The organism is Desulfovibrio sp., from assembly GCF_047607245.1.
Taxonomy (GTDB): domain Bacteria; phylum Desulfobacterota; class Desulfovibrionia; order Desulfovibrionales; family Desulfovibrionaceae; genus Desulfovibrio.
In genome coordinates, this window is sequence record NZ_JASGDK010000169.1 from 1 (window position 1) to 19,162 (window position 19,162).

General features: G+C 52.6%; 17 protein-coding genes. 4 read left to right on the forward strand and 13 right to left on the reverse strand.

Annotation, left to right across the window (positions count from 1 at the left end; all coding sequences use genetic code 11):
• Positions 1 to 64 precede the first annotated feature (64 nt).
• From QM579_RS12655 to QM579_RS12670, 4 genes are all read left to right on the forward strand, one after another.
• Positions 65 to 376 (forward strand): thioredoxin family protein, encoded by a 312-nt coding sequence (locus QM579_RS12655; protein ID WP_414999495.1) that lies wholly within the window; start codon positions 65 to 67, stop codon positions 374 to 376.
• 9 nt (positions 377 to 385) lie between these two features.
• Positions 386 to 1,309, forward strand: coding sequence for an NAD(P)/FAD-dependent oxidoreductase (locus tag QM579_RS12660; protein ID WP_414999496.1), 924 nt, complete (start codon positions 386 to 388; stop codon positions 1,307 to 1,309).
• 26 nt (positions 1,310 to 1,335) lie between these two features.
• Positions 1,336 to 1,611, forward strand: coding sequence for a hypothetical protein (locus QM579_RS12665; protein ID WP_414999497.1), 276 nt, complete (start codon positions 1,336 to 1,338; stop codon positions 1,609 to 1,611).
• 1,030 nt (positions 1,612 to 2,641) lie between these two features.
• Positions 2,642 to 5,059 carry a methyl-accepting chemotaxis protein gene (locus QM579_RS12670; RefSeq protein WP_414999498.1) on the forward strand — a complete coding sequence of 806 codons (2,418 nt, stop codon included), beginning with the start codon at positions 2,642 to 2,644 and terminating at the stop codon, positions 5,057 to 5,059.
• A gap of 394 nt (positions 5,060 to 5,453) precedes the next feature.
• Here the strand turns inward: QM579_RS12670 and QM579_RS12675 are convergent, their stop codons facing one another.
• The 13 genes from QM579_RS12675 to QM579_RS12735 all read right to left on the reverse strand — a co-directional run.
• Positions 5,454 to 7,193 carry an alpha/beta hydrolase family protein gene (locus tag QM579_RS12675; RefSeq protein ID WP_414999499.1) on the reverse strand — a complete coding sequence of 580 codons (1,740 nt, stop codon included), beginning with the start codon at positions 7,191 to 7,193 and terminating at the stop codon, positions 5,454 to 5,456.
• Positions 7,194 to 7,469: 276 nt separating this feature from the next.
• Positions 7,470 to 7,973 carry a Fur family transcriptional regulator gene (locus tag QM579_RS12680; RefSeq protein WP_414999500.1) on the reverse strand — a complete coding sequence of 168 codons (504 nt, stop codon included), beginning with the start codon at positions 7,971 to 7,973 and terminating at the stop codon, positions 7,470 to 7,472.
• A complete protein-coding gene (locus QM579_RS12685; protein ID WP_414999501.1) occupies positions 7,963 to 8,577 on the reverse strand; it encodes a DUF3299 domain-containing protein in 615 nt (204 codons plus the stop codon). The genes QM579_RS12680 and QM579_RS12685 overlap by 11 nt, the downstream gene beginning before the upstream one ends.
• A 41-nt stretch (positions 8,578 to 8,618) precedes the next feature.
• Positions 8,619 to 9,890, reverse strand: a complete 1,272-nt coding sequence (locus QM579_RS12690) for an ABC transporter permease (protein WP_414999502.1) — start codon at positions 9,888 to 9,890, stop codon at positions 8,619 to 8,621.
• A complete protein-coding gene (locus QM579_RS12695) occupies positions 9,887 to 10,519 on the reverse strand; it encodes an ABC transporter ATP-binding protein (protein WP_414999503.1) in 633 nt (210 codons plus the stop codon). Before QM579_RS12695 ends, QM579_RS12690 begins: the two co-directional genes overlap by 4 nt.
• A gap of 156 nt (positions 10,520 to 10,675) precedes the next feature.
• On the reverse strand, positions 10,676 to 11,275 hold the full coding sequence (locus QM579_RS12700) for a DUF2796 domain-containing protein (RefSeq protein ID WP_414999504.1): 600 nt from the start codon (positions 11,273 to 11,275) through the stop codon (positions 10,676 to 10,678).
• 602 nt (positions 11,276 to 11,877) lie between these two features.
• Positions 11,878 to 13,305, reverse strand: coding sequence for an NADH-quinone oxidoreductase subunit N (locus QM579_RS12705; RefSeq protein ID WP_414999505.1), 1,428 nt, complete (start codon positions 13,303 to 13,305; stop codon positions 11,878 to 11,880).
• A 32-nt stretch (positions 13,306 to 13,337) separates the two neighbouring features.
• Complete coding sequence (locus QM579_RS12710; RefSeq protein WP_414999506.1) at positions 13,338 to 14,861, reverse strand: NADH-quinone oxidoreductase subunit M; 1,524 nt, start codon at positions 14,859 to 14,861, stop codon at positions 13,338 to 13,340.
• Positions 14,862 to 14,883: 22 nt separating this feature from the next.
• The gene (locus QM579_RS12715) at positions 14,884 to 16,680 is read right to left on the reverse strand and encodes a Na(+)/H(+) antiporter subunit D (RefSeq protein WP_414999507.1); all 1,797 of its coding nucleotides are present in this window, start codon (positions 16,678 to 16,680) and stop codon (positions 14,884 to 14,886) included.
• Entirely contained in the window at positions 16,670 to 16,921 is a 252-nt protein-coding gene (locus QM579_RS12720) for a hypothetical protein (protein ID WP_183718074.1), read from the reverse strand. Before QM579_RS12720 ends, QM579_RS12715 begins: the two co-directional genes overlap by 11 nt.
• The gene (locus tag QM579_RS12725; RefSeq protein WP_414999508.1) at positions 16,918 to 18,414 is read right to left on the reverse strand and encodes a monovalent cation/H+ antiporter subunit D family protein; all 1,497 of its coding nucleotides are present in this window, start codon (positions 18,412 to 18,414) and stop codon (positions 16,918 to 16,920) included. Before QM579_RS12725 ends, QM579_RS12720 begins: the two co-directional genes overlap by 4 nt.
• 63 nt (positions 18,415 to 18,477) lie before the next feature.
• Positions 18,478 to 18,804, reverse strand: a complete 327-nt coding sequence (nuoK, locus tag QM579_RS12730; protein WP_414999509.1) for an NADH-quinone oxidoreductase subunit NuoK — start codon at positions 18,802 to 18,804, stop codon at positions 18,478 to 18,480.
• Positions 18,801 to 19,162: NADH-quinone oxidoreductase subunit J (locus tag QM579_RS12735; protein WP_414999510.1), on the reverse strand; the 362-nt coding region annotated here is incomplete at its 5' end. The genes nuoK and QM579_RS12735, both read right to left, overlap by 4 nt.

Consider the following 19,162-nt stretch of genomic DNA (forward strand, 5'->3'; position numbering starts at 1 on the left):
ATATTTTCCGGCAACGTCATCAGGTGCCGATAGTTTGATCTGATGCAGAAAAATGGAGATTGATATGTATACGATGCTAACCAGTGAATCGTTTGAAGCTGCTGTTGCTGCCACCAATAGCGGTATTTTGCTTTGCTCAAAAAATCTCTGCTCGCACTGCAAAAATATGGAAAAAGTCGTTGAAAAGTTCAGGGTGCAGTTTCCTGACGTCATGTTCTTGAAAATTGATAGCGAAGAATCGCCCGAGGTCATGACTGCTCTTGGCGCGGAAAGAGTGCCCACAGTCATTGTTATCAAAAATGGAAAGGCTGTGGCTCGCAAGCCTGGGCTCATGAATCCCCGCGAATTGGCCGCATTCTATAGTAGCGCAAAATAGGGGGCTGGCATGAAAGACATCCTCCATTATGATATTGCCGTCATTGGCGGTGGTATGGCCGGAATGACCGCCGGCGTCTATGCGGCGCGCGCCAACAGAAGTTGCATTATACTTGAGAGCAACATCACCGGAGGTTTGGCCAACTCCACGTATCTTGTAGAGAATTTTCCCTCACATACCTCAGTTCACGGCATGGAGCTCATGCAGAAATGCCGTGACCAGGTGGACAGCCTTGGGGTTACTGTTGAAGAAGTCTGCGAAATTGAAAGCGTGGATCTTGAGGCTCCTTTCAAACGCATTGAAACCGAAGAGGCAGTGTATCTTGCCAAAAGCGTTATCCTTGCCACCGGCAGAAAACCTGTGTTGCTGGACGTGCCTACGGAGTGCGAACAGGTCCACTATTGTGCCATCTGTGACGGCGCACCCTATGCGGGCAAGAAAGTTCTTCTGGTGGGTGGGGGCAACAGCGCTTTTGATGAAGGCCTGTACCTTAAGCATCTTGGCGTTGCGCAGATGACCATAGTTGAGGAAATGAGCCGCTTGTTTGCGGCCCAATCTGCGCAGGACGCTTTGCTAGGTTATGATGATGTTCGCTGTATTCTTGGCACGAAGGTCAAGGATCTTGCGGTGGTCAACGGCGTATTGACTGGCGTTGTTCTGGAAAACAGCGCGTCGGGCGAGTGCACTACGGTTGAAGTTGATGGTGTGTTTGTTTTTCTGGGCCAGATTCCGAACAATGAATTTTTTAAGCATGTCATCAAAATCAATGAAGCCGGGTATGTTCTGGCCGATGCTGACATGCAGACGAATATTCCCGGAGTTTTCTCCGCTGGCGATATTAATGCAAAGCAGTTTCGGCAGCTTACCACGGCGGCATCTGACGGCACCATAGCTGCCCTTATGGCAGACAGGTACATTCGATCGCTAGGGTGAGTGGCGTAGCCTATCCGTTTCATAACATGCCGGAAAAACAGCTTATGAAGATCATCATTTGGGATGCCGATGCGCAACGTATTGCACGTATTGACAGAAACTTGCGCATCGCAATGCAACAGCTTGGCATGCGCGGGCTGGTCTCAAGCATGTCTGAGCCGCCGCTTATCGGGCGAATGGGGTTGATAGGCAAAACCCCTGTACTCGAAATTGGCGGTTTTTACTGGTCGTTAAAAGCAGGCAGCGCCATAAGCGTGGAAGAGTGTCTTAGTTTGCTGCGCAAGCTGTCTGGAGGCGGGTAGCGCGCAGAAGGGTAGGGCATTTTCAGGAATAACGACGGGACGCGCGTATGTAATCCTATTGGGTAAGACGCGCGCAACAAAATCGTTAATGTCTTGGGGATGGATGAGGATAAAACCCGCCTGATGCAGATTTGGTGCAACTGGCTAACGCCATAAAGGTAAAGGTATTAGTTGGTGGAGCGTGGCATCGCGCGAAACAGAGAACCACCCGTTATGCGGGTGGTTCTGATTGTTGCAGCTGTAAAATGGAATCTTGTGGCAGTGTTATTGCGAAATACGTATGAAAAATAATTCGATGTGCAGGTGCAGGCATTAACGCAGCTCTTTGTGGATAATAAAATGACTATGTTGATCTGTTATATGCACACGGAGTGCGAGTGACGGCAGGTGGTATGTAATATCGCAAGTGCACACAAATCGAAATAGTCACGCTTTGCATCTGTGATTTATCATTTTCAGGCAAGTTAGTGCCGGGCGTATTCTGGCTTAAGCATTAGGCATTAAAAATATCGCCAGACAAAAACTCTGCCGAAAAAAGAACGGTGTAGTTTTGCTATGCTTTTACTATATGATTATCATGCTAATATGTATGGTTATATTTTTTACTTGCCTCGATTGGCAGGGATAGCTGTGTTTTTATGAAGCAAAAACCTATTCTTTTTTTAGATGTTACCGACAAGCTGTTATAGGTTATCATTTGCATTGGCAGTGTTTTTTGATAACTAGAAAATCAGGAATGGAAATATTGGTCTCGCCTAACAAAAATCTATTCGTTTTTGATGTAATGCAAATCGAATTTTGTTGGCCTGAAATATATAAAATCATCTGTGTATTTTAAATTTTATATTGGCCATTGATGTATTGTATTGGTTGTTTTTGCTTGTAAGAAATTAATATGTGCAATGCATAAATCACTTAAAATTCTAAATATTGTGCATGCATAAATAGAGATGTAATGTTTTAATGAGTCAGGTTTGATCGCTTCTTTCTATAGGCTGGTATGTATTTAACCACTCCACAGGACATCAGCATGACAACAAAATACAAGATAATTTTCGGGTTCGCGCTTATGGTCTTGCTGCTGGTGGCAATGGCCTATTATGGACACAGAAATATCGGCGTATCTTCAGTAAATTTTGAGGAATACCGCCGTGTTGCTTATCTGAGCGTCGTATGCAGAGATACCGCCAGTACCACCAATTCTATAAAATCCGACACATTTCGGTTTCTGGCTGACCTGAAAAATAAAACCGCGATCAAGGCAGCCTACGATGGCGTAAATACCCTTATCACGCTGGTTCAGCGGGCCAATGAGCTGGCCATGACTCCTTACCGGACTGAACCCCTCAAGAAAGTGCTTGCTTCCGCGCAAAAACTTACTGCCAATATTGATGTTGCCACTAAAAATCTTGATGAAACCACTGAACTGCACGACAACATTCTTCTGCCAGACATGCGCAAGCTGACGAAAGATATGCAGACTCTGGGGCAAACATTGTATGCTGCTGGCGATACAGAAGCGCTGGGTGACCTTTCTCAAGCCTGGGGGCAGATGGCCTTCATGCAGTCCAGCATTGAGCGCTTCAACGAATCGCGTGATCTGGAAGAAGGTAAAAAAATTCGCGCCAGCCTAGAGATATTTGGCAAAGATATGGATAAAATTCGTCCATATCTTGCAGCTTCTCAGGAAGGACGCGATTTATACGCCGACATTTCAAGAATAGCGGGCGCTACGAGCGCCAACGTCAGCAAAATGGAACAGCTTTTTGAGCTGGCCAACGGTGGGATTACAGATCTTCTTGCTGAAATAAACAACATTCATTTTTCGTTGGCCACCGTCAACGACAGTATTGCCGTAGAACTTGGGGCTCTGGGACCGCAGATTCTGAATGAGAATCAAAAAGCCCAGCAGTATATGCTTATAACAAGTATTGCTGGTGTTATTCTGGGGCTTGTTCTTGCGTCAGGCATTATCATCGGTATCGTGCGTGTGCTCTCTGACCTTTCCAGCTATGCAAGCGCGGTGTCTCACGGGGACGTATCCCGTCAGCCAAAAACACGCGAAAAAGGCGAGATCGGCAAGGTTGTTGAGGCTATGAAGCTGATTCCCGTAACGGTGAACAAAATTCTTGAAGAATACAAGCGGCTGGAAGGAAAGATTGAAGAGGGCTACCTCAATGCTGAAGGGGATGCGAGCACCTTTGAGGGCGAATTTGCCGTGCTTGTTGGCGGAACGAACAACATTCTTGAACGGTTCAAAATAGTTCTTGAAAATATTCCCTCGCCAGTGGTCGTGCTGAACAGGGATCTCAAGGCCGCATATATCAATAGAATTGCCCGCGAACTGGTGGGAGAAGGCTGGCAAGGCATGACCTGCCACGAAATGTTCCGCCGTGACGACTATGGCACCGAATGCTGCGGTCTTACCATCGCTGTGAACACCAAGGCTCCTGCCTCTGGCGAAACCGTGGCCTATCCGCAAGGAAAGGCTATGGATGTTGCGTACACTGCCATTCCAATGCTTGACGAACACGGCGAAATTTGCGCTGTATTGCAGCTTATTACCGATATATCAGCCATCAAGGGCCAGCAGAAAACCATGCTTCAGGTTGCCGGGCTGGCCTCGAATATATCTGACAGAGTAGCAGCGGCTTCTGAAGAGCTTTCAACGCAGGTTGGTGAAATTTCCCGTGGAGCCGAAATCCAGCGTAATCGTGTGGAATCTACAGCCAGCGCCATTGTGGAGATGAACTCCACCGTTCTGGAAGTAGCGCGGAATGCCGCTCAGGCCGCCGACCAGAGCCAGAAGTCGCGCAGCAAGGCAGAAGACGGCTCCAACCTGGTGAACAGTGTTGTTCAGTCCATCAACCACGTTAACAGCGTGGCCCTCAACCTGCAGGGCAATATGGACGAACTGGGTAATCAGGCGGAGAGTATTGGCAGTATTATGGGCGTTATTTCCGACATTGCCGATCAGACCAACCTTCTGGCTCTCAATGCGGCCATTGAAGCTGCCCGCGCTGGCGATGCGGGCAGAGGCTTTGCGGTTGTGGCGGATGAAGTGCGCAAGCTGGCCGAAAAAACCATGCACGCAACGCAGGAAGTGAGCCGGGCCATCACTGCCATTCAAGCTTCTGCCCGAACCAATGTTGACGAAGTGCGCAGCGCTGTGAATGGCGTGGTTGAGGCCACCGGGCTGGCCAACGATTCTGGCGCTGCCCTTGACGAAATAGTGGAACTGGCATCGGCCAACTCATCAGTGGTCAGCTCCATTGCCGCTGCGGCGGAAGAGCAAAGTGCCACGTCAGAAGAAATCAGCCAGACGTTTGATGAAATCAACCGCATTGTGGGTGAAACTTCTGAAGGCATCATACAATCTTCTGCCGCATTGCGTGATCTCTCTCAAATGGCGCAGGAGCTGAGAACCATTATGGAAAAGCTGCGGTGAGGTGCCGGGCTGCTTAAAGGTCAAGTTTGAAATGTGCCGACAGATCTTGGACTCGCTATTGTCCTCAGCAGTGCCTTAAGCAGGGCGAAGATGCTACCGTGTCTTCATCATGACATGCTGCTGATAACGTAGATTATTCACGCTTTGAGGTATATTGTTTTTAGTGTGCAAACTCCTGCACAGGAATTGATATATTCAGCTGCGGCTGTGGCGGATTCGTTTTTCAGGTGTGGCTACTTTTGAAAAACAGCTGCTACACCACAACACAAGAGAGCCGGGATGACCCGGCTCTCTTGTGTTGTTTACGTCTGCAATTGTTCTGGATTGTAGAAAAGACGGGTATGAAGATGTTTCACCAGTCTGTTTTTATATATCTATCTGATATGTATTGTTTTTAAAGTTTAGCCTCTGTTTTCAAGCCCAAATGCTTGCCAAGAAAATTTTCCAACTCGCGATAGAAATCGAATTTATTCTCTTCTTTATGAAAGCCGTGCCCTTCATTGTCCTTGACCATATACACCACATCCTTGCCCAGGCTGCGAACAGCGGCGACGATCTGCTCCGACTCAGCCTTGTTGACGCGGGGATCATTTGCTCCCTGCGCCACAAAAAGGGGAACCTTGATATTTTCGGCGTGAAAGCTCGGCGACGCGGCCTTGAGCATGTCCTTGTCTTTTTCGGGATCTCCGATGGCTTCGTACTCGAGCAGGCGTTCGGGTTCCCAATATGGCGGCAGGGTCTCCAGCAGGGTGAACAGATTTGAAGGGCCCACATAGCTGACGCCGCAGGCATAGAGGTCAGGGGTAAAGGCTAGCCCGGCAAGAGCCGCATACCCCCCATATGATGCACCATAGATGCCCACGCGTTTGGGGTCGGCGATGCCTTGCGCGATGAGCCAGTACACCCCATCAGTCAGGTCATCCTGCATTTTACGCCCCCATTCTTTGAAGCCAGCCAGGGTAAACTGCTTTCCGTAGCCAGTGGAACCCCGGTAGTTGACCTGCAATACCGCAGCGCCGCGGTTAGCCAAAAATTGCACATCACGGGTGAATCCCCAAATATCACGCGCCTGCGGGCCACCATGCGGCAAAACAATCAAAGGCAGATTGCGGGCGGGTATGCCCACCGGCAGTGTCAGGTAGCCGTGTAACGTCAGGTTATCTCTGGAGGAAAAAGTGATGGGTTGCATCGAAGCCATTTGGTCCGGCACTATCCACGGGGCTACATCGGCAAGCTTTTGCAGATGGCCTGTATGCTTTTCGTAAAGGTAATACGTACCGGGGGTACGGTCACTCATGGCGCGCAGAATCAGCTTGTTTTCAGCGTCATCGTAACCCAGTATTATTATTTCCATATCCGGCAGCAGTGCGTTCAGCCTGTCATAAAGCTCTTTGTCTTCGGCAGTGAAAAAATGAAAGTGCTGCTTGTCAGTGTAGTATTCGGCAGAGGTGATGATTTTGCGCTTCCGCGATCCCTGCAGGTCAGAAACATCCACGTCCGGATGTGAGAAAAGCTCTGTGCCGAAGCGCCGCTGCTCCGGATCGTACGAATACAGGGCTGCTGTGTCATGCTTTTTTCCGTCGGGGGTGTCCAAGGTGGTAAGCATGTATATATTTTTATTGTCATAACTGAACATGAGAGGATTCAGCGTATTCTTGAAGTCTGCGCTGAGCAGCTTTTCAAAGGGTTTGCTTTCATCCGCTCTATATAGAAAATCGTTGATCAGACCGTCACGGCGTATCGCCACGCGAATGTTGCCCTTGTGATCGCTCAACCAATCTACTATATCGCCGGGATTTTCCGCCGCCATATCCAGCTGTCCGGTCTTCACGTTACAACGGTATACATCGAATACACGCGGGTCGCGTTTGTTGAGCTCCAGAAGGATGTGGTCAGCCTCAGCCTTCAGATCATCCGCAAGTATCGTCTTGACGTCAGGAAATGGCGTAAGGTCAAGAAGCTTGCCGTCCGAAATGGACACTCGCCACAGATGGTCGTTTTCATCCCCACCACTATCCTTCAAGAACAAAATATTATCGTTGCCTTTCCATAGGTAGCCCTTAACACCGTCCACGGATTCATGAGTGACTTGTGTTTCTTTGCCGGTGGACAGGTCGCGAACGAAAATGTTCATACGCTGCTGCCAGGGTTTCATAAACGCGAGTTTTGTCCCGTCTGGAGAAATGACAAACCAGCTCGTCTCGAAATCGCGGAAAAAATCCTTCATTGGCAAAAGCGGCGCTGGGGAATTAGGAACAGCTGCACTCAGAGTGGGAAAAAGCAGAAGAAAAAGACAAAGTCGTGCGGCATCAGCGAATACAGAGCGGCAGTACCTCTTCATAATTTTTCCTCCGGGAAGGCAGGGTTGCGCGTGCTTTGGGGAGTGGTAGAGGTGAGGGTAATACTGATGTCAGGAGGGTACGGTTCCTTTTTGACGTTCTTGCGCCCTGGAACCAGCACATTGCGGGCAAATGCCTGTCAGTTCTATGGTATCGCCCTGAACAGTAAATTTTTTCTCTCGCATGGCGGCATAAATGGTATTGTACAGCGCCTGATCGCTTATTTCCCGGCTCTGATGGCAACCCGCGCACACCAGCATGAATACCGGCTCATGTTCATCGCCGCAGGTGTCAGTGCAGGCGACAAAGGCGTTGAGTGTGCCCACGCGGTGCACCAGCCCGCGATGCTGTAAAAAATCAAGTGTACGGTAGACACTGGCCGGAGTGACTGATTTGGACGTCTTTTCCCGCAAAAGATCCATAATGGTGTAAGCTTTGACGGGTTCAGCGGCTTCCAGCAGAATGTCCAGCACCTGTTTGCGCAGAGGCGTCAGCCGCCCGCCCCGCAGTTCGCACAAATTATTGGCCTCTGGCTGAACAGCCAGCTGTTGTTTGGAATCTTTTTTATTCGACATACTGTTCAACCGCGTCGGCCTTCATACTGTAGCCGGAGTTAGCCAGATCATTTTCTGTTTTTTCAATCTGCAGCCTGCCGTATACCCATACGGTGTCCATTACCTGAATGCCTCCGCGTGGTTTGGCAAGCGTGACGTAGATTATCTGGTTGGCGGGCGGCGGCGGCACATGAATGCAGGCTCCAAAATAGGGGACCAGTAAAAATTCCGCAAGCTCGTCGCCACCCAGAAAGTCCAGAGGGGCCACATAGCCGAGAATTTTTACAAGCTTGCCTTTCATGTCCGGGTTGACCGGCGCTTCATTCCAGAGCTTCTGTAATTCTTTCAAAGCCGCTTCAGCCTTAGGGTCATCATCTTCAAACTGATCAAGGTTGAATTTGTCAAAAACCTTTGCCGGGTCCCACGAGGCTGGGATGAGCTGATCCCATGAGATTTCCGTATATTTGCCGCTTTTTTTCACGCGCTGTGTCTGTGCTTCGTCAGCAGGAGAAACCTGGCTTCTCTCAATAGCCTGCTGCCGGGTGTAGTCATCGGTCAGTGCGTGGGCCGCTCCGGCAAAAAAGCAGCACAGCAGAATCGCTGCAATAAAAGTAAATCGTTTCATGACCATCATGCTTTTATTTATAAGGTATTGTGCGGTCAAAATCATATGGACGCGTTAAGCCCGTCTGCCAGACTCATGCGATAGGCGCGCCAGGCTGGAATAAGACTGGCCAGCACACCAGCGGCCATAATGCCGCCAAGTAGCAGCCATTCACCACGCTCAGGCCAGGAAAGCGTGATTGCGAGACCGTAGTGCGAAGCCAGATATGGCCCCGCCGCCGCAATGATAGTTGAAAGTACGGTCAGTCCCGCCAGTGCCCCTGTAAGCACAAGCAGCATACCCTCCATCAGCAGCAGGGCAACAATATCCAGCGGGCTTGCGCCAGCCGCACGCAATATTGCCAGTTCACGCCGCCGTTCTCCCAATCCCGCCAGAATAACGGCTGCAAGGCCCGCCAGGCCTGTAACTGTTACAAGCCAGGAAATGAGGCGTAGTGCGCTTTCGCCCGTGCGCAGCATGCCCCATAGCTGGTCCAGGGCAACCCCGGGCATGACGCCTGTGAGGGCTTCGGCCTGATTGGCATTAATTTCGCGCTGGGCGGCAAATACGCGGGCGCGGCTTTTGAGGCCAACCAGCAGGGCGGTGATGCTCTTGGGAGTGAGGTTGAACGCTGTTACCTGATCCGCCCGCACATGAAAGCCGGGCACAGGCGCGCCACCTCGCCAATCAATATGAATGGCCTCCATTGCTGCGAGACTGATGTACAGTCCCCGGTCAACGGGCGTACCTGTGGGGGCCAGGATGCCACACACGGTGAAAGGTTTGTCGGCGTGCTGGGCAAGTTGTGTGCCGCCAGCGCCGTGGCTGAGTACTATGTGGTCACCCAGGGCATAACCAGTTTTTTTCGCTACTTCCGAACCAAGCACTACGTCAAAAATTCCATCAAATGGGCCGCCCTGGGCGAATTGCAAGGAAGTGTGGCGGCGGTACTGGTAACGTGTGAAAAAATCGGTCGTGGTTGCCACTACAGGAAAGCCCTTGTGGGAATCGCCCAGCGACAGTGGTACGGTCCAGGCGACGTCCTGGCGGGCCGCAATACGCTGTGCGCTGTCCCACCCCATATTGTTGGCTGCGCCGCCCATATGAAACACGGCATACAGCAGCAGCTGCAAACCGCTGCCCCGCGCGCCGACCACCAGATCAGTGCCGGATATGGCCTGTGCAAAATTATCGCGCGCCTGATTGCGTACACGCTCTATGCCCAGCAGCAGGGTTGTGGAAAGGGTAATGGACAAAAGCACTAAAAGCAGCGTGCCCTTACGGTTCCAGGCGCTTTGCCCCGCCAGCCGTAAAAGATACCAGAACTTGCTCATGCCTCATCCCCCGCGGCACCAGCTGCATTCAGGTCTGTGAGCTTTATCTGGCGCGAGAATTTTACGGCTAGTGTTTGGTCGTGGCTGACAAACAGCAGCGCAGCTTCGCTTTCCGCGCATTCCCGTTGGAGCAGGTGAAGAAAATCCTGATGCAGGTCTGCGTCCAGTGCGGATGTGGGTTCGTCGGCAATAAGCAGTGGTGGTGATCCTATGAGCGCACGTGCGGCGGCAACCCGTTGCTGCTGCCCCACTGAAAGACGGTCGGCCCTGCTTTTCCACAAACTTGCTTCAAGTCCAAGACGTTCGAGCAGATGGGCGGCGGCATTCTCCGCAGTTGTATGGCGCCCTACCGCAGCACGGTGCCGGGCAGCAGAAAGGCGGCAGGGGATAAGCACATTATCCAGCACGGAAAGATAGGGAACAAGATTAAACTGCTGGAAAATGAATCCAATGGCATCGCCCCGAAAGGCGTCACGCGCCATACCGCTCAGGGAGGTAATGCGAACGCCGTTTACAAGAATTTCCCCGTGCGAAGGCCGCAAAATTCCCGCCACAAGGCTGAGCAGCGTGCTTTTGCCGCTGCCGCTGGGGCCGGAAATAAAAACGTGCTCACCTTTGAGGATAGCCATATACGGTATCCGCAGGGTTTCATTCCGTTGTCCAGGCCAGGAGAAAACCACACTGTCCAACAGAAGGGCACAATTTTCGGTCCTGAAGTTTTCACGGGAGGGGCCTGTCTCTTGTTTGGCGTCAGCGCACTGCTGCATGTATTTTCTCAAGATACGCTACCAGGCGAGCGTGTGTTTTTTACTTGTGAGTTCTGCGCCTTGCTGTCCTGCGGGCGTAACCAGCTGTACTTCCAGTTCGTGCAGGGCGGGCCAAGCCGTAAACAGCTGCACGTCCATATCTTTCAGCGTTTCTGGCTTGTCGCATGTAAAGGTAAAGGAGGCGTCCAGGTCGGCGTGAGCCGCATGCTCTTCATGCGCTTCGTCTTCAGCCTTGTCATGCGTTTTTTCTGGATGCCCAGGCACTCCCGTCTCAATTGCCGGAGCGGCTTCGCCCAGCAGTTCGGGAGGCAGGTTTTCAGAAGCCAGCGAAACGCCCGTAGAACGGCACTGGGCAGCCTTTGTAAGCAGAAAAAGTTTTTCGGGCTGGCGAAGTTTTGCGGCCAGAGCCTGAACTTCTGCGCGTTGCGCGTCTGAGGCCGGAGCATGCTCAAAAGAAAGGGCATTGGCCAAAGGACTTTCAAGGGCAATTTCTACGGTTGCTTCATCAACAGAAATGTTCATTCTTGCGACACCGTGTTCATGCGGGCCATGTGCCATAGCTGGTGAATACAGAAGGGAAGTTCCTATAACGGTGGCAAGTATCAAGCTTTTTTTCATGAAATATTCCTTGTGAGGTACCACGATTATTTGAAATTGCGTCCAGGAAAAAACATACGAAATGAAATGATATATTATTTCATTATTGTCAATTGCGATACCTTGGGCCGGTAAGGATTGAAATGCCAATCCGTATAACTAGGGGCTGTCGCCCGATAATTATTTGTCCAACTTGATGCATCAAAATGAAATTTTTACTCCAGTCATGTACGCATGGGCACATCCATTTTGTAAAACTCCCCCTTTTCTTGTCATTGGTGAAAAATGTTTCTTAGGACCTAATTTATAGCGCAGATTAAGTTTGAAATGCTTCACATTTTAATGTTGTAATTATGCTGAAAATAGAATTTTGTAGAATATGCGTTACATTGTGTCGCATTTTGTTTTTGCACAGTGTTAGAGCCGTTAAATTTTTTTCAAAGTTAAAATGCCTGTTGGTTTTTAAAAATAAATCAGGCCTTGCCAGCATGAGCTGATAAGGCCTGATTCTATAAAAACAACAATAGAAGTAACAAAATTGACCCGGCGACAGAGCAGGCAGAGGTAGCAAAGTTTGTACCCAATCCGCCCGCGCGATAGCTGGTCGCTAAGTTATGCCAGCCCTACCATGCAGCCTGCATGGCCTTGTATGCCATATTCACCACAGTTTCCGGCATAATGCCAAGAGCAAGCGTTATGCCCACAAGGCAAATGCCCGCGATGCGGGTTCCGGCTTCTGTCGTCAGGGGCGTATCCGCTGAACTTGCATCGTCTTCAGCGTACACAGCGCGAACCACTTGCAGGTAATAATATATGCCGATGGCGGTATTGATGGCCGCAATGATTACCAACAGCACATAGCCAGATTTGTAGGCGCTTGTGAGCAGCATAAATTTGCCCATAAAGCCAGCGAAAGGGGGAATGCCCGCAAGGGCGAACATGCTTACGGTCATGATAAAGGCCAATAACGGCGAGCGGCGGGAAAGGCCGTTGAGATTTTTAACGCTTACGTTGCCGCCGTTGGGAGCCACCGTGTACAGCACCAGAAAGGCCGTCAGCATCATGAAGAGGTAGCCAATGCCGTAGTACAGGGCGGTGGCGAATCCCCAGGCTTTAAGGGTGACCATGCCCAGCAGGATATAGCCCGCGTGCGCAATGCCCGAAAAACCGAGCATGCGTTTGACGTCCTTTTGCACAAGGGCCGTCAGGTTGCCATAAAACATCGAACACACGGAAAGCACGGTAAGCAGTGTAGGCAGGGCTACGGAATCTGGAGCCGCCAGAGCGCAGAACCGCGCCATAACGGCAACTGCCGCCACCTTGGGCAGGGCGGATATAAACGCCGTGGTTTCGTTGGACGCGCCCTGATACACATCGGGTGTCCAGAAATGAAAGGGAAAGACCGCCAGTTTGAAAAACATGCCGCAAAGCAGCATGACAAGCGCCATAACGCCCACAGGCTGGGACGAAACCGTGTGCAGCACAGGCAGAATAGTGGACAGGTAGGTGGTTCCCGACAGGCCGAATATCCAGCTTATGCCGAACAGCATGATGCCAGAACTGGCAACGCCGAAGAACAGATACTTGACCGCGGCCTCCACATGCCAGGTCTGCCCGTCAGGCGCAGAGCGCATAGGCACAAGAAGGTAAAGGGAATATGATGACAGTTCCAGAGCGATGAACAGGGTAATAAGCTCCACACTGCTGACAAGTAACGTCAGCCCCAGCAGGGCTGTCAGCAAAAAGAAATAGTATTCGGCCTTTACGTCGCCTTCAATTCCCTTGATTTCCCCACCAAAGAGCAACATGAGGCAGAACCCGGCACCCATGACGCATTTGACCATCTGCGAAAAGAGATCCACACGGTACGCGTCGTAAAAAAGGCTGCCCTTGAACGGCAAGGCCCATACGGCGGCCAGCGTATAGGCCAGGGCGGCGCAGAATACCGCACCGCGCATGCCGTTTTTTCCAGCCTTGCCGATGGTCATGCAGAAAGCCACAAGGCAGCCTGCCAGAAGAGCCAACTCAGGAAGAAAAAGGTGTATGTTCATGCGTGCGCCTTGTCTCGAATCGTGGTTTCGTGTCAGCGGGCGAAAAATTCCGCCAGAGCCTGCGTTTGCGGGGCGTGGTAGCCCGTTTGTACCAGAAGATGCGTAAGGCTCGGGCGCATGACGCGCAGAAAAGGCTCGGGAGCCAGGCCAATCCAGAAAACAAAAATCAGCAGGGGAGCCAGGGTGACGGTTTCACGCCAACCCAGATCCCAAAGCTTTGATTGATCGGGGTTATGGGTGCCGCCCCAGACGACCCTTTGCAGCATGCGCAGCATGTACGCTGCGGCAAGCACCGCACCGGGTATGGCGCAGGCGGCCACAATCTTGTTGTTGAAAAATGCCCCGGCCAGAATCATGAACTCGCCCACAAAGCTGTTGGTGCCCGGAAAGGCCAGTGACGACAAAGAGAAGACTGTCAGGTAGGTCACATAGATGGGCATGAAGCGCCCCAGCCCGGCTGCCGCTGACAGTTCGCGGCTGTGGTTGCGCTCATAGAGCATGCCCACACACAAAAACAGCGCGCCAGTGGTGATGCCGTGGTTGACCATCTGCAGCACCGCGCCCTCAAGCCCGCGCTGGTCAAGGGCGAATATCCCCAACGTCACAAATCCCATATGCCCTACGCTGGAATAGGCGATGAGCTTCTTCATGTCCTGCTGGGCAAGGGCAGTAAACCCGCCGTAAAGAATGCCCGCGATGGAAAGCCATTGCAGTGCGGGCATCAGGCTTACGGTGGCGTCGGGCGTAATGGGCAGACAAAAGCGCATAAAGCCGTAGGTGCCCATTTTGAGCAATACCGAAGCCAGAATAACCGAGCCTGCCGTGGGCGCTTCCACATGGGCTGCGGGCAGCCATGTGTGAAAGGGGAACATTGGCACCTTGATGGCAAAAGCCAGAAAGAATGCCAGAAAAATCAGCAACTGGAAGTTGGCTGCATACTGCTGTCCCATAAGGGCGGGAATGCTGAAGGTTCCTTCGTGAACGTACAGGGCCACAATAGCCACAAGCAGAAAAACCGAACCTGCAAGTGTGTAGAGAAAGAACTTGATGGAGGCATATGTCTTGCGCGGCCCGCCCCATACGGCGATGAGCAGAAACATCGGTATGAGCATGGCCTCCCAGAAAATATAGAAGAGCACAAGATCAAGGGCCATGAACACACCCAGCATGGATGTTTCCATAACCAGCAGGCAGATCATAAATTCCTTGACCCGGCTCTGGATGTATTTCCACGAACCCAGAACGCACAAGGGCATGATAAGCGTGGTCATGAGCACCAGCAGCAGGGATATGCCGTCCACCCCAAGGGTGTAGTTAATGTTGAAAGACGCTATCCACGAATGGTGCTCGGCAAACTGGTACTGCGCCGAATGCAGGGAAAAATCGTAAAACAGCGGCAGGGACAGCGCGCCGTTGACCAGGGTTATCAGCAAGGTCCATATCCGCGCCTGCTTTTCGCTGCCCAGCAGGGGCAGAATGGCGGCCCCTGCCAGCGGCAGGAAAATCAGCACAGAAAGGATGGGAAAACCCGAAGTGTTCATGCTCAGAAATTGCATGCTGCCATCTCCTCTGGTGGGCTCAGGGCAAGGCCAGGAACGCGAGTGCGAGGGCCATCAGGACGGCCATAAAGGTGATGCTGGTCTGCAACCTGCCGCGCTGCATGAGCCGCAGTTTGCCGCCCAGAGCCCGTACGTTGCGGGCCGTACCGTCAACCACAGTATCAATGACATGCCAGTCAAACCACGACCAGAAGCGCGCCGTGTGCATAAGCGGCACAATGCCCTCACGGTTCCAGGCTTCGCCTACGGCTGTGTCGGCTGTTTGCACGGGCTTGCGCGCAAGCCAGTAAAAAAGGCGGCCACCCTTGCGGTAAAACCAGTCCAGATCCAGACTGATGGTGGGTTCTGGCGCGAGCTTTTTGAGCAGCAGAAAGAATCCCAGAGCCGTAAACAGCAGTATCTGAAGGGTTTCTGCAATGTGACTGGCTGAATAGGGGTGGTACGCAGCCGCAACCTGCGGGTAGGGCAGCATATCGTAAAGATAGGGCGTGTAGCAGCCCACAAATATGCACAGGGCAGCTGCTATGAACATGGCCCACTGCATGTTCCTGGGCGGATCCTGCGCGTGCTGCCACGTCTGCTTTGAACAGCGGTTTTTGCCAAACCAGATAAAGTAGGGAACCTTGAGCCCGGTGTGCAAAAACGTGCCGGCTGATGCCAGGGTAAGCAGAAAAGCGGCCCAGTAGTTCTCCACCTCAAACCCGGCAGCCACTATCATTGCCTTGGTCACGAATCCGCTGAACAGAGGGAAGGCAGAGATCGAAAGACCGCCAATGAGGGTAAACAGCAGGGTTTTGGGCATTTTTTTATACAGCCCGCCCAGTTCCGTGAACTTGCTGGTTCCGGTCATTTGCAGCACTGCGCCGCAACCCATAAAGAGCAGACCCTTGTAAAGAATATGGGCAAAGGCATGGGCGCATGCGCCGTTAATGGCCAGTTGCGTGCCAATGCCCACCCCGGCCACCATATATCCGACCTGACTGATAATGTGATAGGCCAGCAGCCGCCGTGCGTCATTTTCAAGTACAGCGTACACCACGCCGTACAGAGCCATGATGACCCCGAGCGGCACCAGAATTTCCATGCCTGCAAAGCTTCTTGCCAAGGCGTATACGGCTGTTTTGGTAGTAAAGGCGCACATGAACACCGCCCCGGCCACCGTGGCCTCGGCATAGGCGTCGGGCAGCCATGCGTGCAGCGGCGGCACTGCGGCATTGAGCAGAAATCCGGCCAGTATGAGCCATGTATAAAGCTGCGGTGAATCAACGCCAATGGGGCCAAAGGACATGTCGCCGCCAGTGGCCTTGAAGCGCAGCACAATGCCCGCCAGCAGCATAAGGCCGCCAGCAGTGTGTACCAGCAGGTACCTGTAGCCCGTTGCCAGGGATTCTTTGCGGCGGCGGAACCAGACCAGAAATACTGACGAAAAGGCCATCAGCTCCCAGAAGAGAAAGAGCGTGAGGTAGTCACCGCAGAAAATAACCCCCAGCGAACCCGCCACGTAAACCCATGCGGCGGATTGCTCCACCGGGTTTTCCACATGCAGCCCGTAGACCGTGCCGATAATGCACATGAGCGACATGATGTAGGCAAAAACCATGCTCAGGGCGTCCACCCGGCCGAAAATCATTGTGGTGTCCATAAAGCGCATGACGCCGAACACGCCGTTGTTGCCCTGCATGCTCAATACATCGGCAAAGGCCAGCAGAGGTACCATAACCATGAAGACCTTGCGCCACGCTTTGGGCAGGCAGGGCAGGATAACGGCTCCGGCCAGCAGGATTGCCGAGGGGTGAATCCAGGTATCAGTCATCATAATAGTCCTCGCGGGTCATGATGCCCAGATGGCCGAACCATTTGGAAACGATGATGATAATCACGCAGGCCAGAAAACCGAACACAGCCCAGAATCCGGGTATGCGCTCCACAAGCGTGTGCGCGTGCTCCTTGTCCACCAGCAGGGCGTCCCACAGTACCAGCAGCACCAGCAGGGCAAGGCATATCTTGATAGTGGTGGCGAGCCTTGCACGAATGAAATCAATGAATTTTACGATCATCCTGTCACCGCCTTCACGAAAACCATGATGATGTCGGGGTAGATGCCCAGCAAAACGGAAACAGCCGCTGCAATAAGAATGGGAACCACCATTGCCAGCGGGGCTTCGCGCATTCCGGTTTCAGCTTCGCCCTCGGGGCGCTTGCCGAAAAAGGCTTTGAAGGTCACAGGCGCGAAGTAGGCCACGTTCAGCAGGGTACTGGCCAGAAGCACAAGCAGAATGCCTGTGGCGTGTGTGGGCATTTCCATTGCCCCGGTCAGTAATTTCCACTTGGTGACAAAACCCGCCACCGGGGGCGCACCGATCATTGAAAGCGAAGCCACCCCAAAGGCTGCGAATGTAATGGGCATGGTGCGGCCAAGGCCGCTCATTTCGGAAATGCACTTTTTGTGCGTGGCCACGTAAACGGCTCCCGCACAGAAGAAAAGCGTAATTTTGGCAAAGGCGTGGTTGGCCATATGCACCACACCGCCCTGTATGCCGTCAACTGTCAGTAGGGCCACGCCCAGAATGATGTAGGAAAGCTGGCTTACGGTGGAATAGGCCAGCCGGGCCTTCAGGTTGTCCTTGCTCAGGGCAATGATAGAGGCCATGAGGATGGTAAAGGAAACAAAGTAGGCCGTGGGCACGCCCAGGTTGAGTCTGGTCATAAGGTCGGTGCCAAAGACGTAGAGCATGACCCGCGTTGTGCAGAATACGCCCACCGTGACCACTGCCACAGCGTGCAGCAGGGCGGAAACCGGGGTGGGAGCCACCATTGCGCCCGGCAGCCAGTTGTGGAAGGGCATGATGCCGTTTTTGGCAAAACCCAGCAGGCAGCAGACGTAGAGAATGGTGACGAGTGTCGTGTTTATTTCTGGGGAAAGAACGCTCAGGTGGCTGTTGTGGGTGAAGTCCAGCGTTCCTGTAAGCACGTAGATGAGTATCATCGCTGGCAGCACAAGGCCTTTGGCCGTGGTGGTCAGATAGACAATGTACTTGCGGGCTCCGGTGTAGCTTTCTTCATCCTGATGGTGCGCCACCAGCGGGTAGGTGCAGATGCTCACCACCTCATAGAACAGGTAGAGGGTAAAGAGGTTGTCTGCAAAGGCCACGCCCATTGCCCCGAAAAGCGTCAGGGCAAAACACGCGTTAAAGCGCGTCTGGGCGTGTTCTTCCAGGCTGCGCATATAGCCCGCTGAATAGAAAATGGTGATGACCCACAAGAATGATCCCACCAGGGCGAAAACCATTGAAAAGGCGTCGGCACGAAAGCTCAGCGACAGGCCGGGCAGAATGGGAAAAAGCGTCTGATGCAGCGTCAGGCCGCGCCCCACTGGCTGCGGTGCCACATCCGGCACCATAGAAAGGATAATGCCAAACATGACCAACGCCGCCGCCAGCGACCAGGATTCGCGTACGTTGGGATACCGCCTGGAAAGCATGACCATGCACGCCCCGATCAGAGCGGAAAGCACGGCTGCCAGCGGTTTTATGGATGCAACAATCTCCATTTGGACCTCTCCTGTTCGTCGGAGCACGGGATTGTGGTGCGGGACGGAAAATCCCGTTCAACGTTAACCCTTGAGTTCTTTCGGGGCGTCAGTTTCCACGGTGCGGTAGTTGCGGTAGACGACCATAATGATGGAAAGCGCCACTACAGCTTCCGCTGCGGCGATAGCCATAACAAAGAGGGCGGCTATCTGCCCGGTGGTCTGGTCGGGGGCGACAAATCGTCCAAAGGCCATAAAATTTACAGAAACACCGCAAAGAATAAGTTCGGAGGCAATGAGCATGCCGATGAAGGTGCGCCGGAAGGCCATGCCCATAAGGCCCATGCAGAACAACAGCGTGCCGATGAACAAATATGTTTCAAGATGCTGGCTCAGATTGAAGATGGTCATTGTCTGTCCCTCCCTTCGCGCGCCAGTACAAGAGCGCCAACCATCGCCACCAGCAGCACCACGGAGATGAGTTCAAAACTCATAGAGTATGTGGAAAGCAGGGATTGCCCGATGCGTTCAAGCGAACCGTCAGCCTGCGTGTGCGGCGTATCGCTCCATTGGGCGGTCAGCGTCGTGGCCAGCAGGGTTGCCGTAAATACACTGCCACCCAGTGTGCCCAGAGCCAGCACCAGCGGCCCTTTTTGCTCCATCTGCGTCCGGTGCGACCGTTCGGCCAGCATGTTGGCAAAAACAAGCGTCACGCAGACAGCCCCGATGTAGATGAGTATCTGCATGAAGGCCAAAAAGGGGCTGGACA

Excerpts from the sequence above, each read along its gene's own strand:
- QM579_RS12655 (WP_414999495.1), top strand. The coding sequence starts at position 65 with ATGTATACGATGCTAACCAGTGAATCGTTTGAAGCTGCTGTTGCTGCC.
- QM579_RS12660 (WP_414999496.1), top strand. The coding sequence starts at position 386 with ATGAAAGACATCCTCCATTATGATATTGCCGTCATTGGCGGTGGTATG.
- QM579_RS12665 (WP_414999497.1), top strand. The coding sequence starts at position 1,336 with ATGCCGGAAAAACAGCTTATGAAGATCATCATTTGGGATGCCGATGCG.
- QM579_RS12670 (WP_414999498.1), top strand. The coding sequence starts at position 2,642 with ATGACAACAAAATACAAGATAATTTTCGGGTTCGCGCTTATGGTCTTG.
- QM579_RS12675 (WP_414999499.1), bottom strand. The coding sequence starts at position 7,193 with ATGAACATTTTCGTTCGCGACCTGTCCACCGGCAAAGAAACACAAGTC.
- QM579_RS12680 (WP_414999500.1), bottom strand. The coding sequence starts at position 7,973 with ATGTCGAATAAAAAAGATTCCAAACAACAGCTGGCTGTTCAGCCAGAG.
- QM579_RS12685 (WP_414999501.1), bottom strand. The coding sequence starts at position 8,577 with ATGAAACGATTTACTTTTATTGCAGCGATTCTGCTGTGCTGCTTTTTT.
- QM579_RS12690 (WP_414999502.1), bottom strand. The coding sequence starts at position 9,890 with ATGAGCAAGTTCTGGTATCTTTTACGGCTGGCGGGGCAAAGCGCCTGG.
- QM579_RS12695 (WP_414999503.1), bottom strand. The coding sequence starts at position 10,519 with ATGGCTATCCTCAAAGGTGAGCACGTTTTTATTTCCGGCCCCAGCGGC.
- QM579_RS12700 (WP_414999504.1), bottom strand. The coding sequence starts at position 11,275 with ATGAAAAAAAGCTTGATACTTGCCACCGTTATAGGAACTTCCCTTCTG.
- QM579_RS12705 (WP_414999505.1), bottom strand. The coding sequence starts at position 13,305 with ATGAACATACACCTTTTTCTTCCTGAGTTGGCTCTTCTGGCAGGCTGC.
- QM579_RS12710 (WP_414999506.1), bottom strand. The coding sequence starts at position 14,861 with ATGCAATTTCTGAGCATGAACACTTCGGGTTTTCCCATCCTTTCTGTG.
- QM579_RS12715 (WP_414999507.1), bottom strand. The coding sequence starts at position 16,680 with ATGATGACTGATACCTGGATTCACCCCTCGGCAATCCTGCTGGCCGGA.
- QM579_RS12720 (WP_183718074.1), bottom strand. The coding sequence starts at position 16,921 with ATGATCGTAAAATTCATTGATTTCATTCGTGCAAGGCTCGCCACCACT.
- QM579_RS12725 (WP_414999508.1), bottom strand. The coding sequence starts at position 18,414 with ATGGAGATTGTTGCATCCATAAAACCGCTGGCAGCCGTGCTTTCCGCT.
- nuoK (WP_414999509.1), bottom strand. The coding sequence starts at position 18,804 with ATGACCATCTTCAATCTGAGCCAGCATCTTGAAACATATTTGTTCATC.